Genomic DNA, 12,758 nt, shown 5'->3' with positions numbered 1-12,758 from the left:
AGTTCTAAGCATCTTTGACCTTAGGCACGCAAGTCTGAGATAATCACGGATTGTGCAGAACCGCGGCTTCGGGCCGCCGAGTCTTTGGCCAACGTTGTCGTCATCGGTGCTCAGTGGGGTGACGAGGGAAAAGGAAAGATCACCGACCTTCTGAGTCGTTCCGCAGATGTGGTGGTGCGCTATCAGGGAGGCGTCAACGCCGGTCATACCATCGTTGTTGATGATCAGGTGCTGAAGCTTCACCTGATTCCCTCAGGAATTCTCTACCCAGACACGATCTGTCTGATCGGATCAGGCACCGTTGTGGATCCGCGGGTGATGCTCGGCGAGTTGGACATGCTCATCAAAAATGGCATTGACATCTCTGGCCTGCAGCTGGCGTCAACGGCCCACGTCACGATGCCGTACCACCGTCTTCTCGATCAGGCGATGGAACGGCAGCGGGGCGACCGCAGAATTGGAACCACCGGAAGGGGCATCGGTCCGACCTACGCCGATAAGTCTCAAAGAAGTGGAATCCGGGTCATTGATCTGCTCGATGAACAACGGCTGAGAGATCGCCTCGAGGGACCGCTTCAAGAGAAGAATCAGCTCCTTCAATCCATCTATGGAATGGATCCTCTCAACGACGAGGAAGTCATCGCCGAGTATCTCGAGTACGGCCAGCGCTTAGCCCCCCATGTTGTGGACTGCTCCCGGGCCATCCACGGAGCTGCCCGCAATAGGAAAAACATTCTTTTCGAAGGTGCTCAGGGAACACTCCTCGACCTCGACCACGGCACTTACCCCTACGTGACCTCGTCCAATCCGGTGTCCGGTGGTGCCTGCATCGGCGCAGGCGTTGGCCCCACTTTGATCGACCGCGTCATCGGCGTGGCAAAGGCTTACACAACTCGCGTGGGAGAAGGTCCCTTCCCGACTGAACTCGACGGAAGCCTCAACGATCACCTCTGTGACCGAGGTGGTGAATTCGGCACCACCACCGGTCGCCGTCGCCGCTGTGGCTGGTTTGATGGCGTCATCGGACGTTACGCCGTGGAGGTCAACGGTCTCGACTGCCTTGCCGTCACCAAGCTGGATGTGCTCGATGAGATCGATGCCCTCCAGGTCTGCGTGGCTTACGAACTCGATGGCGAGCGCATCGACCACTTCCCGAGTTGTTCCGAGGCATTCGCCCGCTGCAAGCCGATCTACGAAACACTGCCAGGCTGGCAATGTTCCACCGCAGACTGCCGCCGCCTGGAGGATCTGCCTGAGAAAGCAATGGCCTATCTGCGCTTCCTCGCCGACCTGATGGAGGTTCCCATCGCCATCGTGTCCCTCGGTGCCAGCCGCGATCAGACCATCGTGGTGGAGGATCCGATCCACGGACCGAAACGGGCACTGCTGAGCGCCTGATCAACCAGGGAGTGCGGCAACGAGGGGGCCACGAACAGCGAGACTGCCCCAATTCACGCGTTCTGCCCCCATGAGCACATCACGATTCGCCAACTCCACCACCACGTTTGACGTGGTGGGGATCGGCAACGCCATCGTTGATGTGCTCGTGCAGACCGATGACGCATTTCTCGAGCAGCAAGGCCTTCAGAAAGGCGGCATGGCCCTGATTGATGAGCAGCAGGCAGAAGCGCTCTACCGATCCAGTGGTCCAGGATTGGAGACCTCCGGTGGCTCGGTGGCCAACACGATGGTGGGCATCGCCCAACTCGGCGGCCAAGTCGGATTCATCGGACGGGTGCGGGATGACCAGCTCGGATCGATCTTCAGCCACGACATCCGCGCCGTGGGTGCACGTTTTGACACACCTGCGGCCACCAGCGGATCCACCACCGCCCGCTGCCTGATCTACGTCACCCCGGATGCCGAACGCACCATGTGCACGTATCTGGGTGCATCCACGCAGCTCGAGCCAGATGACCTGGATCTATCGATGGTGAAGCAAACAAAAGTGCTTTATCTGGAGGGGTACCTCTGGGACAGTCCTGCAGCGAAGCGAGCCTTCATCGCTGCAGCTGAAGCCTGCAAGGGCGAGGGCGGCCAGGTCGCACTCTCCCTGTCGGACGGCTTCTGCGTCGACCGGCACCGCGACAGCTTCCTTGAACTGGTGAACGGGCATGTGGATGTGCTGTTCGCCAATGAGAGTGAAATCACATCGCTCTACAGCACGGATGATTTCGACTCCGCACTCGCGCAGGTGAAAGGCTGCTGCAGTGTGGCCGCACTGACCCGCAGCGAGCAGGGGTCTGTGGTGCTCAGTGGAAGCCAGCGCTGGGACATTCCTTCTTATGCACTGGGAGATCTGATCGACACCACAGGCGCCGGCGACCTCTATGCCGGGGGCTTTCTGCACGGGTACACCCAGGGACTTGCCTTGGAGACCTGCGGACGGATCGGCTCCATCTGCGCTGGACAGGTCGTGACGCAGCTCGGGCCGCGTTCCCAGGTGTCACTCAAGGACTTAGTCGCCCAGCACCTGAGCTAAACCGACAAACCATCCAGACAAGCGAGGAGCTCTTGCGGGCTCTGAACGATAGGGACAGTCTCTGGGGGGGAAGGACGCTTCAACTTCCACAGATGAAATCCGACGGACTCGGAAAGAGCGCTCCAGAGCGCATCGGCCGCACCTCCTGACTGCCTGCAGAGCACATCGGTGATGGCCCAGCGGCGGCAGACAGCGGCCTCAACGGCCCCTGGACGAATTCCACTCAGCGGTCGCAAGACCGCCAAATCCTCTCCGGAGAGACCCGCGGCCCCTGCAAGCCTGATCGCGGCAGGTGTCGGCAACACCCGAGCTTTCACGATCGCACCGGCAGCCCGGCCGGCCTGCGTGGCCGCCGCCAGATGCCTAGCGCCCAAAGCCAGTAGCAACCTGCGACCCTGCAGGGGCTGATGGGCGAGCGCGTGCACCTCGCTGAGCAAGGACGCCCGGTCTCCCGTCCATCCCGGGCGTTCAAAACGAACCAGCGGTAAAGCATGGGCGATGCACATCTGATGCAGCTGAGCGCTGATCGTGAGCGCGAAGGGATGGGTGGCATCCACCACCGCATCAACAGCGTGGGTCAAACAATGGGAGCCGAGATCCTCAGCTGAGCGAAACGAACCCACATGCAGATCTCTGATGTCTGCCAATCGATACGCCTCAGCCGCCGATTCCGTGACGACGCTGACGCTGACGCCCCGACCGGCATGACCGAGGGCCGCGACCAGCGCAGGGCCCTCGCCGGTGCCAGCGAAAACAAGAACGTGGCTCTGGCGATTCGTTCGTCGGTGCATCAGGATGGCGCTCACCGCATCGATCGAGGATGAATCACTGCGTTCTGGAAGTGGATGTGCTCCAGGCTCCCACCCTCCGTTACACCCAGGACAATCAAACTCCGATCGCGGAAATGGACGTGAGCTTCGATGCTCTTCGACCGGATGACCCCCGCGGGCAACTGAAAGTTGTCGGGTGGGGCAATCTCGCCCAAGACCTCCAGAACCGCGTGCAGGTGGGACAACGTCTGTTGATCGAAGGTCGATTGCGCATGAATACTGTTCCTCGGCAGGACGGCACCAAGGAGAAACGGGCTGAGTTCACCTTGTCCCGCCTGCATGCAGTGGGCGCCACACCGTCCCCAGCGCAGGCGACTCCAGCCGCCCCCCAGGGCCAGCGAGCCTCTCAACCGACAACGCCGCGGCCACCAGCTTCGCAGCCTCCTGCATCAGAGCCCGCCGCGCAGTGGAACAGCGCTCCACTGGTGCCTGATACGGACGACATTCCCTTCTGATTACCGCTCGGCCGGTCGCTGCTCCGCAGCCCTGCGAAGCAGCTGACCGAGTTCGCGTTCCAGTGCGGCCAGGTCCAATCGGAAGTCGGACCAGCGTCCGCGATCGATCTGCTCAAGCAGCCAGGCTCTGTCCTGTTCCAACTGTTGGATGAGTTCCAACGCCCCCTCCTCCGGCTGCGTGAAGGGTTCCCGGGGTGTGGCGCTCTCCATCGGCGTGATCGTTAATCAACCCATCCTGGCCCCTACGCCGGCAGAATGTCCCAACTGTCGAGAGCGAATGAAGGATCTGCTTTCACCGGGAAGTCTGGTCACTGTTGCCGGAGGCGTGCTCACCGTGGTCGGTGCAGTGGCCTACACCACCGGCAACGCCAATCTCAGCCTTCCCACAATTTTCTATGGAATCCCGATCCTGCTTGGAGGCTTGGCACTGAAGTCATCGGAACTGCCACCCGCCAGACGCATTGTTCCGAAGAATCAGCTCCAACAGGAAAGGGAGGCTGCAGCGCCTGAACTTGGCAAACTGCTCGGCGATGTCACGCGCTGGAGATACGGTCAAAAAGCTCACCTTGAGAGCTCCCTTGAGGCGTTGAAACTGTGGGACGAAGATCGCCCTCCTCAGTTGCTCGAGATCGAGGAACTCCATGGTGAGTCCGGCTATGGCCTGCGCATGCGCTTCGCCTGCGAGGCGGTTCCACTCGAGCGCTGGCAAGAGCGCAGGGAACGTCTCGGTCGGTTCTTCGCCAAAGGGCTCTCGGCAACCATCACGCCACTGGACAGGGACAGCCTCGATCTCACCCTTCTGCCGGCGGGCGCCTCCTCGGCAGGCGAGCATGGTGAGTCCTGATCACGAACCAATGGATGATGCCCTCAGGGTTTCCGTCCTGAGCGAAGCCCTTCCGTACATCCAGCGATTCGCAGGGCGACGGATCGTGGTGAAGTACGGCGGCGCAGCAATGGCCCATGCCGCACTGCAAACCGCTGTGTTCAGGGATCTCGCCCTGTTGCGAAGCGTGGGTGTGCAACCGGTGGTTGTTCACGGCGGCGGACCTGAGATCAACCACTGGTTGAAACGACTCGACATCGCACCTGAATTCCGCGAAGGCTTGCGGGTGACTGATCCAGCCACGATGGACGTGGTGGAAATGGTTCTCGTTGGCAGGGTCAACAAACAAATCGTTAATGGACTGAATCGCCTCGGAGCCAGAGCAGTCGGCCTGAGTGGGAGCGACGGCAGCTTGGTGGAAGCTCGCTCCTGGGGCGATGGCAGCCACGGACTGGTCGGCGATGTCGCGCGCGTCAATCCGGATGTGCTCGAGCCTCTTCTGGATCGAGGCTACGTACCGGTGATCTCCAGTGTTGCCGCCAACGTTGAAGGGGTCGCACACAACATCAACGCAGACACTGTTGCCGGCGAGCTGGCTGCAGCGTTAGAGGCAGAAAAGCTGATCCTGCTCACCGATACCCCAGGCATTCTCAGAGATCGCGAATCACCGGAGTCCCTGATCCGACAACTCAAGCTGTCGGAAGCCAGGCAACTGATCGACGACGGCGTCGTGGCTGGTGGCATGACGCCGAAAACCGAATGCTGCATCCGAGCACTCGCCCAGGGTGTCTCCGCCGCTCACATCGTGGATGGCAGGGTCCCCCATGCGCTGTTGCTGGAGGTGTTCACTGATGCTGGAATCGGCACCATGGTGCTCGGACGCGGCTGAACCATGATCATTGGCCTGGCAGAAGCGCAGCAGGCACTGGATCGGGGTGACTATGGACGCTGCCTCCGTCTTCTGGAACCGCTGGCATCCACCCACCCCATCAGCGAATCCGAAGGGGCGTTGATCCGCATGCTGATGGTCACTGCATGGATGGGACAGGGTGAAGATCGTCGAGCGGTGACCACCTGCAGGCTTCTCACCCGCTGCAGGGACCCGGAACTGCGCAACCGGGCCAAACAGCTTCTGAGTGTGCTGGAGGCTCCAAGCCTTGAACGACCTGCGCGCTGGTCGATGCAGCTCCCCACCCTTGAAATGACGCCGCGCATGGGTCAGCGGCCACGCATCAGCCGACGACGTCGACAACCGACTCCGCCACCCCCACCGCCGACGGGACCAACCAAAGGACCATCGGCAGGCTTTGCCGCTGTGGTGATCGTGGTGCTCGTCGGTCTCACACTTCTTCTGGGAGGCTGCATGCAGATCCGGGCGGATCTGGATCTGGTGGGCCCAGACCGACTTGAAATGACCTGGCACATCAACAGCCTGAGCGGCCGCACATTGCCCTGGCAAAGCAATTTCAGATCAGCGGTGCGCGATCCAAACCCGATCTGGACTCAGACAACCTTGCGTGAGGGTGAACTCACTCTCACCAGTCGGCCTCTGAACGCTGATACAGCCGCAAGATTGATGACCGACACCGTTGAACGCGCGGGACGCACCGCAGGACTGTCGCTGCCACCTCCTGATCTCAGCATCCATGAACGGAACTGGTTGGTCGGCGTGCAGCAGAACCTAAGCCTGAAGCTTGATCTGACGGAGATCGACTCGCTTCCCCGCGATTCCCTTGCAGTAACCATTGGCCCCAGCACTGACCTGCGCCACGTGAACAGCGTGCCGGTCCCTGCACGGCTCGAGGAACAACGTCTTGTTTGGTCTCTGGCCCCTGGCGAGGTGAACCATCTGCAGTTGCATCGATGGCAATGGAGCCGTCTCGGCCTGGGCAGCCTTGTGATCCTGGGGCTCCTGTTGGTCAGCACTCTCTTGCAGTCGATCCGGCAATCGCTCGGCTACGGGTACCCGCAGCTCCCTTCCTGAACGTCAGAGCTGGAGGGGATCTGGATCGACAGAAAGAGTCACATCCTTGGGTAATCGATCCCAAAGGACTGAGCCCTGAGGCAGAGGAATGGGCGTCTCCGGCGGGCCGTGAAGCAACAGCTGCCAGCGGCTGCGCCCTGCCACCCGGGCGACCGGAGCTGGCGCTGGTCCAAGCAGCTGCCAACCGGCAGCGGCGCACAAAGGGCGAAGTTGTTCTGCCAGGAGAGTTCCTGCCGTCGCCGTGGCAGCTGCGGACTCCCCCGCCAATCGGAGCAGACAGGCTCTCGCGTAGGGGACGAGCCCCGCCTGCTGTCTGAGAGTTGATTCTTCCTCGAGAAACCGTTCGTAGCGCCCGTCGATCAGATGCTGGATCACCGGGTGATCCGGGCAGTAGGTCTGAATAAGCACCTCACCGGGTTTCTCTCCACGGCCGGCCCTGCCAGCCAGTTGGAGCATGAGCTGCAGAGCTTGCTCACCAGCCCGCAGATCCGGTCGGTGCAGAAGGCCATCAGCCGCAAGCACTGCAGCCAGAGTGACCTGGGGCAGATCCATCCCCTTGGCCAACATCTGGGTGCCGACCAGGACATCAGCTTCACCCTCAGCGAATCGAGCCAGCAGGCGCCGGTGCCCGTCCCGCCCTCCCGTTGAGTCGCGATCGAAGCGGAGCAGGCGAAGTCCATCCAGCTCTTCGGACAACCGTTCCATCACGCGTTGCGTGCCAGCGCCGAACGGCTTGAAGGCTGACGAACCACAGGCTGTGCAGTGATCTGTCAAGGCTGCGCGATGGTCACACCAATGACAACGAAGCCACTGCTGCTGCGAGCGGCTGCCATGAACGGTCATGGCCACATCGCAATGAGGACACATCACCACCTCACCACAGCTGCGACAGCTGAGAAAGGTGCTGTAGCCCCGGCGCGGAACCAAAACAACAGCTTGTTCGCCCTTGGAAGGCAGGGCTGCCAACCGGTCCATCAGAGCGCGACTGATGAGCTGTTTATGGCCTTCCGCCAGCTCGAGACGCATGTCGATGATGCGAACCGGGGGCAGGGGTTGGCGGGAGATTCGGGAGGAAAGCCTTGCCAGCGCTAGGGGGCCCTTTGGCTTTAGCCGGCTCCAGGACTCCAGAGATGGGGTGGCACTGCCAAGCAAAAGTCGCCCTCCCTGACGACGAATCCGATCAAGGGCAAGATCCCGTGCGTGGTAACAGGGCATCGGGGATTCCTGCTTGTAGGAACTGTCGTGCTCTTCATCGAGCACCACAAGGCCGAGGGGACGCAAGGGGAGAAAAATCGCTGAGCGGGTTCCAACCAGCACCAGCGGCTCCTCAGCTTGAAGGCAGCGGCGCCAGCAGCGCACCCTCTCCCCATCACTGCAACCACTGTGATATTCGAGAACTCGACGACCGAAGCGGTTGCGGCAGCGGTCCGCCAACTGGGGAATCAGGCCGATTTCAGGGGTGAGGAGAAGGCAATGACGACCGCGGGCGATCTCCGCAGCCGCCAACTGCAGATACACCTCTGTTTTGCCTGAGCCAGTGATTCCCCAGAGGAGGAGGCCGCCTCCATCAGGCAAGGATTGAAAACGATTGATCGCAGCCTGTTGCTCATCGGTGAGATCACGCGGTGGTTCCAGCCCGTCTTCGTTGCAATGATCACCCTGGAGCTCTAAGGAGGGCTCGGAAGCCGGAGCAATCCGCTGCTCTCGACGCAGATAGCCCTTGACCTGTAGAGACTGCACCATCCCGGCGTGAAACCCCTGGTTCAGGAGATCCCGTTGCCATGCCCCCCCACCAGCTGCTTTCAGATTCTCCAGCAAGGCGTGTTGACGGGCGGCCTTGGGATGGGGATCACCGGGCGTTCTCGTTAGTTCGACCCACCAGAGCTTTCGGCCTGGAGAGGCTGGCTGACCGCGCTGCCCGAGCCAGCCTGGTGGCAACGCGGCTTTGAGCATTCGGAATGGACTGGTGTGGCAGGCGGCTGCCATGGCATCGAGCCAGGTTCGCCAGTCGGGGTCCACCGCAGCCCGCTGGAGCAGAGCATCCACGGGCTGAAGAGATTGCGAGTGCTGCTGGGTTTCAACGCGCAAAGGACGGGAGTCGATGACAAGACCCTGAAGTCGACGACCTCGCAGCCGCACAACCACAAGATCCCCAAAAGCGAGCCCTAGTTGCTGATAGTCCCCGTACGTGAACGTGCGGCCATCCCGTCCTGCTTCAAGCCAGACATCCACCACCCGTACAGGCCCCTGAGCCCCGTTCGGTTGACTGGATTCCACTGGGGTTGCAGACATCACATGTTTTTTCTTAAGATGAAGCTGTTGGACAGCTAAAGGCTGTTGTCGGAACAATGCAGAGTTCCGTCCAGTGGGAAGACACGATGCTCGAGTCAGGTTTAACCCTTTGGCTCACCGGTCTGAGAACGCCCCTGACAGCCCTGCATAACCCACACCCCTATCGACTGAATTTTGATCACTCTCCTGTGTTGTTTGCCCCAGTGCAACGGGTAGCAGGAGTCGTAGTGAACACTTTCTGACCTTTTCTCAGAAACCACAGTCGCACGTTCGAAATCGAAGTTCTTCGCCTGATTTTCCATGAGCCCTGCAGTGCGCAAATCCGCTCAGGCTGACGCTAAGCAAGCACCAGCGATCGTGATGATGGCTGATGCCAATGGTCAACCCAAAGATTTAACCGTCAAAGCCAAGCCCAAGAGCAAGGCTGCTCCAACGTCCGCGAAGAGCTCCAAAGCCAAGCCTGCGGCGAAAGCAACCAAATCCACGAAAACCACCGCACGCAGTCGCAGCAAGACAGCTGCCTCCAAAGCTCCAGACCTTGATGCGGCAGCAGATCAATTGCTGGCCAATGCGTCGGGGAAAGCAGCAGACACTCCCCAATCAGCGGCTGATGCTGGCACCAGCACCAAAGAAGAGAAAGCCAAGGCTGATGCTAAAGCCAAGGTTCTCGCCAGCATCAAGGTGGGACCGAAAGGGGTCTACACCGAAGATTCCATTCGTGTTTACCTCCAGGAGATCGGTCGAATCCGGCTGTTGCGTCCTGATGAAGAGATCGAACTGGCCCGAAAGATTGCCGATTTACTCCATCTCGAGGAACTCGCAGCCCAGTTTGAGAGTGACAACGGCAAGTTGCCCGACACCAAGGAATGGGCTGCCCTGGTGGAGATGCCAGTTATTCGCTTCCGCAGGCGACTGATGTTGGGCCGAAGAGCCAAGGAAAAGATGGTGCAATCCAACCTGAGGTTGGTGGTATCGATTGCCAAGAAATACATGAATCGCGGCCTGAGCTTCCAGGACCTGATTCAGGAGGGCAGCCTGGGTCTGATCCGAGCCGCCGAAAAATTTGATCATGAGAAGGGTTATAAGTTCTCCACCTACGCCACGTGGTGGATTCGCCAGGCGATCACCCGCGCCATTGCCGACCAGAGCCGCACGATCCGACTACCGGTTCACCTCTACGAGACGATTTCACGGATCAAAAAAACGACCAAGGTCCTGAGTCAGGAATTCGGCCGCAAGCCCACGGAAGAAGAAATCGCCGAATCGATGGAGATGACCATCGAAAAACTGCGGTTTATTGCGAAATCAGCCCAACTGCCGATTTCACTGGAAACACCGATCGGCAAGGAAGAAGATTCACGCCTTGGCGACTTCATTGAAGCCGACATCGAGAATCCAGAACAGGATGTGGCCAAGAACCTTCTCCGGGAAGACCTTGAGGGCGTCTTGGCCACCCTCAGCCCACGGGAACGGGATGTCCTGCGACTTCGCTACGGCCTCGATGACGGCCGCATGAAAACCCTTGAGGAGATCGGACAGATCTTCGATGTCACCCGCGAACGCATCCGCCAGATTGAAGCCAAAGCTCTGCGCAAACTGCGTCATCCCAACCGCAACGGCGTACTCAAGGAATACATCAAATAATCCAACGCTCTAAAGAGCAAAAAACGGGTGCCCCTGAAAGCTTTTGCTCGACAAAGGTTCTCAGGGGTTTCATTTTGGCAGGAAATGTGTATTTGAAGAGATATCGAGTTGGCATTGTATTTGAGCCTGTGCCACTTGTTGTGATCTTTTCCTCTCTTTTGGTCGTTTGGCATCATAAAGCCTCTTGCCTATTTGATGTTTTGTCTAGCTCTTTGAGCGCAATTCATATGCCCTGCTGACGCGGGGCTTTTTAACGTGTACCCGATGTCGTGATCGAGAGTTTGATAGAACCGCTCTTCTTGAAGACAGCGGGAATCTCCAAGTCAGCGAGTTGTGCAAGCGCTATCGATTCTGGTGGAAGCAGAATGCTGCACACGCAGAGGTTGTCTTCTCTGGCAGGGAACCATTACCCATGAAGACGGGCTGTGGCTCCAACTCCCGACGCATCACTGGCTCACCGTTGTCGTCGAATTTGTGAGTCAAGTGCTGCAATTTGGCCTCAATGACTCCTCTTCACAAGGACTCAACCGGTCTCAATACTGTCTGTGAATTCCTGGAACGCTTTTTTCAACCGCTCCACAGGGGTTTCTGACGGTGGGCATTCCTGGTTTGTGGAGCGCGTGTACACCTGAAGAATCCTGGCTTCGGGCTCCAGCACTGCCGCCACTGCGGCCTTCAGCATCACGATGTTGCGCTGCGGTGTCAGCCCCGCAAGAAACGGATGTAAGGACCATTCATCACCATCGAGGTCCCCGACCAGGCGCATAGGGCGAATCAATTGATAAGCACGATCGCCATCTGGATCGGTGGTCTGCCTGAGACGTGCCACAACCAAGAGCCCACTGGTGAGTAACACCACGCGGATCGTTCCTTCACTGAGCACAGGCAGAAAAGGGAGTGATTCAGCCATTTGATGAGCGGCTTCACCGGATGCGGAACGGCTCACCTTCACACCGTTAACGACAGGTCCTGGCATGAAACCCAATCGATGGGATTCAATCGTAGGCCGATTGATGAGAGTCCTGGGCTGGTCTGCTCAATGAGGCCCAAGAGTGATCTGTTCCCAGCCAGATCACCTAGGTCACAGCGACGAGAGGGCCGAGCCAGATGGCTCACGAGACTCGGCAACCGAAGACCGATGGTCGGCACTGCGCGAAGAATGAATGGCAGCGATGGAATCCACCGCATTCATTCCGTGTCACTCTCTTCAAGCTGAGGGTTTTTGGATCCCTAGGGTTCGTAGGGTTGACCATCGTTTTGAAATGTCCATGGCTCTCGAGCACCTGCGCATCGCGTCCCGCCGCAGCCAGCTGGCCATGGTTCAGACCAACTGGGTCAAGGCGGAGCTTGAGTCGGCGCACCCAGGCATGGCCATCTCAGTTGAAGCCATGGCCACCCAGGGCGACAAGATCCTTGATGTGGCCCTCGCCAAGATCGGTGACAAAGGCCTGTTCACCAAAGAACTTGAAGCGCAGATGCTTGTGGGCAGGGCAGAGATCGCCGTCCATTCCTTGAAGGATCTGCCAACCAACCTCCCTGAAGGGCTGATGCTGGGATGCATCACCGAGAGAGAAGATCCTGCAGACGCCCTTGTGGTCAACAGCAAAAACGCTGACCACACCCTGGAAACCCTTCCAGAAGGCTCGGTGGTTGGCACAAGCTCTCTACGCAGATTGGCCCAGCTGCGCCATCACTTCCCCCATCTCCAATTCAAAGATGTCCGCGGAAATGTGATCACCCGCCTCGAGAAACTCGATGCAGGTCAATACGACTGCTTGATTCTCGCGGCCGCAGGCCTGAGCCGGCTGGGATTCGGGGACCGCATCCACCAGATCATCCCTGGCCATATCTCCCTGCATGCCGTTGGGCAGGGTGCTCTTGGAATCGAGTGCGTCTGTGATCGGCCTGAGGTGCTGAAGATCATTCAGGTACTCGAGCATGCACCCACAGCCGGACGCTGCCTGGCTGAAAGGGCTTTTCTGCGTGAACTGGAAGGAGGATGCCAGGTTCCGATCGGTGTGAACAGCCGCATCGATGGGCAGGAACTGATCCTCACTGGCATGGTGGCCAGCCTGGATGGCCTGCGCCTGATCCGTGACGAGCGCCGAGGGAGCCTCACCGATCCTGAAGCCATCGGACGAGCCCTAGCCGCAGACTTGAAATCCCGCGGTGCAGGGGAAATCCTTCAGGAGATCTTCGAGGCGGTTCGCCCCGAAGCCTGACCGCAGTCTTCCCCTCTGTTGAGGGA

The 12,758-nt window shown here is 59.4% G+C and carries 13 protein-coding genes; 9 read left to right on the top strand and 4 right to left on the bottom strand.

All coding sequences use genetic code 11. From position 1 onward, the window contains the following. Window positions 1-84: 84 nt before the first annotated feature. Entirely contained in the window at window positions 85-1,398 is a 1,314-nt protein-coding gene (locus WH7805_RS12960) for an adenylosuccinate synthase (RefSeq protein WP_006043590.1), read from the top strand. Between the two features lie 70 nt (window positions 1,399-1,468). Then, window positions 1,469-2,482, top strand: a complete 1,014-nt coding sequence (locus WH7805_RS12955; RefSeq protein WP_006043589.1) for an adenosine kinase — start codon at window positions 1,469-1,471, stop codon at window positions 2,480-2,482. Here the strand turns inward: WH7805_RS12955 and WH7805_RS12950 are convergent. Then, window positions 2,479-3,288 carry a precorrin-6A/cobalt-precorrin-6A reductase gene (locus WH7805_RS12950; RefSeq protein WP_006043588.1) on the bottom strand — a complete coding sequence of 270 codons (810 nt, stop codon included), beginning with the start codon at window positions 3,286-3,288 and terminating at the stop codon, window positions 2,479-2,481. The two genes, WH7805_RS12955 and WH7805_RS12950, sit on opposite strands and share 4 nt — an antisense overlap. Before the next feature lie 14 nt (window positions 3,289-3,302). Between WH7805_RS12950 and WH7805_RS12945 the strand changes: the two genes are divergently transcribed. Continuing rightward, entirely contained in the window at window positions 3,303-3,767 is a 465-nt protein-coding gene (locus WH7805_RS12945; protein WP_006043587.1) for a single-stranded DNA-binding protein, read from the top strand. On the opposite strand, the gene WH7805_RS12940 is transcribed toward WH7805_RS12945, so the two are convergent. Next, window positions 3,768-3,977 (bottom strand): hypothetical protein, encoded by a 210-nt coding sequence (locus WH7805_RS12940; protein WP_006043586.1) that lies wholly within the window; start codon window positions 3,975-3,977, stop codon window positions 3,768-3,770. 67 nt (window positions 3,978-4,044) lie between these two features. Between WH7805_RS12940 and WH7805_RS12935 the strand changes: the two genes are divergently transcribed. The 3 genes from WH7805_RS12935 to WH7805_RS12925 are packed head-to-tail and all read left to right on the top strand — an operon-like array spanning window position 4,045 to window position 6,574. Then, window positions 4,045-4,611, top strand: coding sequence for a DUF2854 domain-containing protein (locus tag WH7805_RS12935; protein ID WP_006043585.1), 567 nt, complete (start codon window positions 4,045-4,047; stop codon window positions 4,609-4,611). Between the two features lie 10 nt (window positions 4,612-4,621). Next, a complete protein-coding gene (argB, locus tag WH7805_RS12930; RefSeq protein WP_156783720.1) occupies window positions 4,622-5,479 on the top strand; it encodes an acetylglutamate kinase in 858 nt (285 codons plus the stop codon). Window positions 5,480-5,482: 3 nt separating this feature from the next. Further along, the gene (locus tag WH7805_RS12925; RefSeq protein WP_006043583.1) at window positions 5,483-6,574 is read left to right on the top strand and encodes a DUF3153 domain-containing protein; all 1,092 of its coding nucleotides are present in this window, start codon (window positions 5,483-5,485) and stop codon (window positions 6,572-6,574) included. Between the two features lie 3 nt (window positions 6,575-6,577). On the opposite strand, the gene priA is transcribed toward WH7805_RS12925, so the two are convergent. Continuing rightward, complete coding sequence (gene priA / locus WH7805_RS12920) at window positions 6,578-8,866, bottom strand: primosomal protein N' (RefSeq protein WP_006043582.1); 2,289 nt, start codon at window positions 8,864-8,866, stop codon at window positions 6,578-6,580. Between the two features lie 56 nt (window positions 8,867-8,922). Here priA and WH7805_RS15055 point away from each other — a divergent pair, with 56 nt between their 5' ends. Continuing rightward, window positions 8,923-9,108, top strand: a complete 186-nt coding sequence (locus tag WH7805_RS15055) for a hypothetical protein (protein ID WP_232199016.1) — start codon at window positions 8,923-8,925, stop codon at window positions 9,106-9,108. Between the two features lie 58 nt (window positions 9,109-9,166). Next, window positions 9,167-10,510 (top strand): RNA polymerase sigma factor RpoD, encoded by a 1,344-nt coding sequence (rpoD, locus tag WH7805_RS12910; protein ID WP_006043580.1) that lies wholly within the window; start codon window positions 9,167-9,169, stop codon window positions 10,508-10,510. A 523-nt stretch (window positions 10,511-11,033) separates the two neighbouring features. Here the strand turns inward: rpoD and WH7805_RS12905 are convergent. Beyond that, a complete protein-coding gene (locus WH7805_RS12905) occupies window positions 11,034-11,486 on the bottom strand; it encodes a DUF6561 domain-containing protein (RefSeq protein WP_038004749.1) in 453 nt (150 codons plus the stop codon). 292 nt (window positions 11,487-11,778) lie between these two features. Between WH7805_RS12905 and hemC the strand changes: the two genes are divergently transcribed. Further along, complete coding sequence (gene hemC, locus WH7805_RS12895) at window positions 11,779-12,732, top strand: hydroxymethylbilane synthase (RefSeq protein WP_006043577.1); 954 nt, start codon at window positions 11,779-11,781, stop codon at window positions 12,730-12,732. Window positions 12,733-12,758: the final 26 nt, after the last annotated feature.

Source organism: Synechococcus sp. WH 7805, from assembly GCF_000153285.1.
Taxonomy (GTDB): domain Bacteria; phylum Cyanobacteriota; class Cyanobacteriia; order PCC-6307; family Cyanobiaceae; genus Synechococcus_C.
The sequence above is the reverse complement of the archived record's forward strand: the minus strand, read 5'-3'. Positions and strand labels throughout refer to the sequence as shown.

Excerpts from the sequence above, each read along its gene's own strand:
- hemC (WP_006043577.1), top strand. The coding sequence starts at position 11,779 with ATGGCTCTCGAGCACCTGCGCATCGCGTCCCGCCGCAGCCAGCTGGCC.
- WH7805_RS12945 (WP_006043587.1), top strand. The coding sequence starts at position 3,303 with ATGAATCACTGCGTTCTGGAAGTGGATGTGCTCCAGGCTCCCACCCTC.
- WH7805_RS12925 (WP_006043583.1), top strand. The coding sequence starts at position 5,483 with ATGATCATTGGCCTGGCAGAAGCGCAGCAGGCACTGGATCGGGGTGAC.
- argB (WP_156783720.1), top strand. The coding sequence starts at position 4,622 with ATGGATGATGCCCTCAGGGTTTCCGTCCTGAGCGAAGCCCTTCCGTAC.
- rpoD (WP_006043580.1), top strand. The coding sequence starts at position 9,167 with ATGAGCCCTGCAGTGCGCAAATCCGCTCAGGCTGACGCTAAGCAAGCA.
- WH7805_RS12940 (WP_006043586.1), bottom strand. The coding sequence starts at position 3,977 with ATGGAGAGCGCCACACCCCGGGAACCCTTCACGCAGCCGGAGGAGGGG.
- priA (WP_006043582.1), bottom strand. The coding sequence starts at position 8,866 with ATGTCTGCAACCCCAGTGGAATCCAGTCAACCGAACGGGGCTCAGGGG.
- WH7805_RS12955 (WP_006043589.1), top strand. The coding sequence starts at position 1,469 with ATGAGCACATCACGATTCGCCAACTCCACCACCACGTTTGACGTGGTG.
- WH7805_RS12935 (WP_006043585.1), top strand. The coding sequence starts at position 4,045 with ATGAAGGATCTGCTTTCACCGGGAAGTCTGGTCACTGTTGCCGGAGGC.
- WH7805_RS12905 (WP_038004749.1), bottom strand. The coding sequence starts at position 11,486 with ATGCCAGGACCTGTCGTTAACGGTGTGAAGGTGAGCCGTTCCGCATCC.
- WH7805_RS15055 (WP_232199016.1), top strand. The coding sequence starts at position 8,923 with ATGCAGAGTTCCGTCCAGTGGGAAGACACGATGCTCGAGTCAGGTTTA.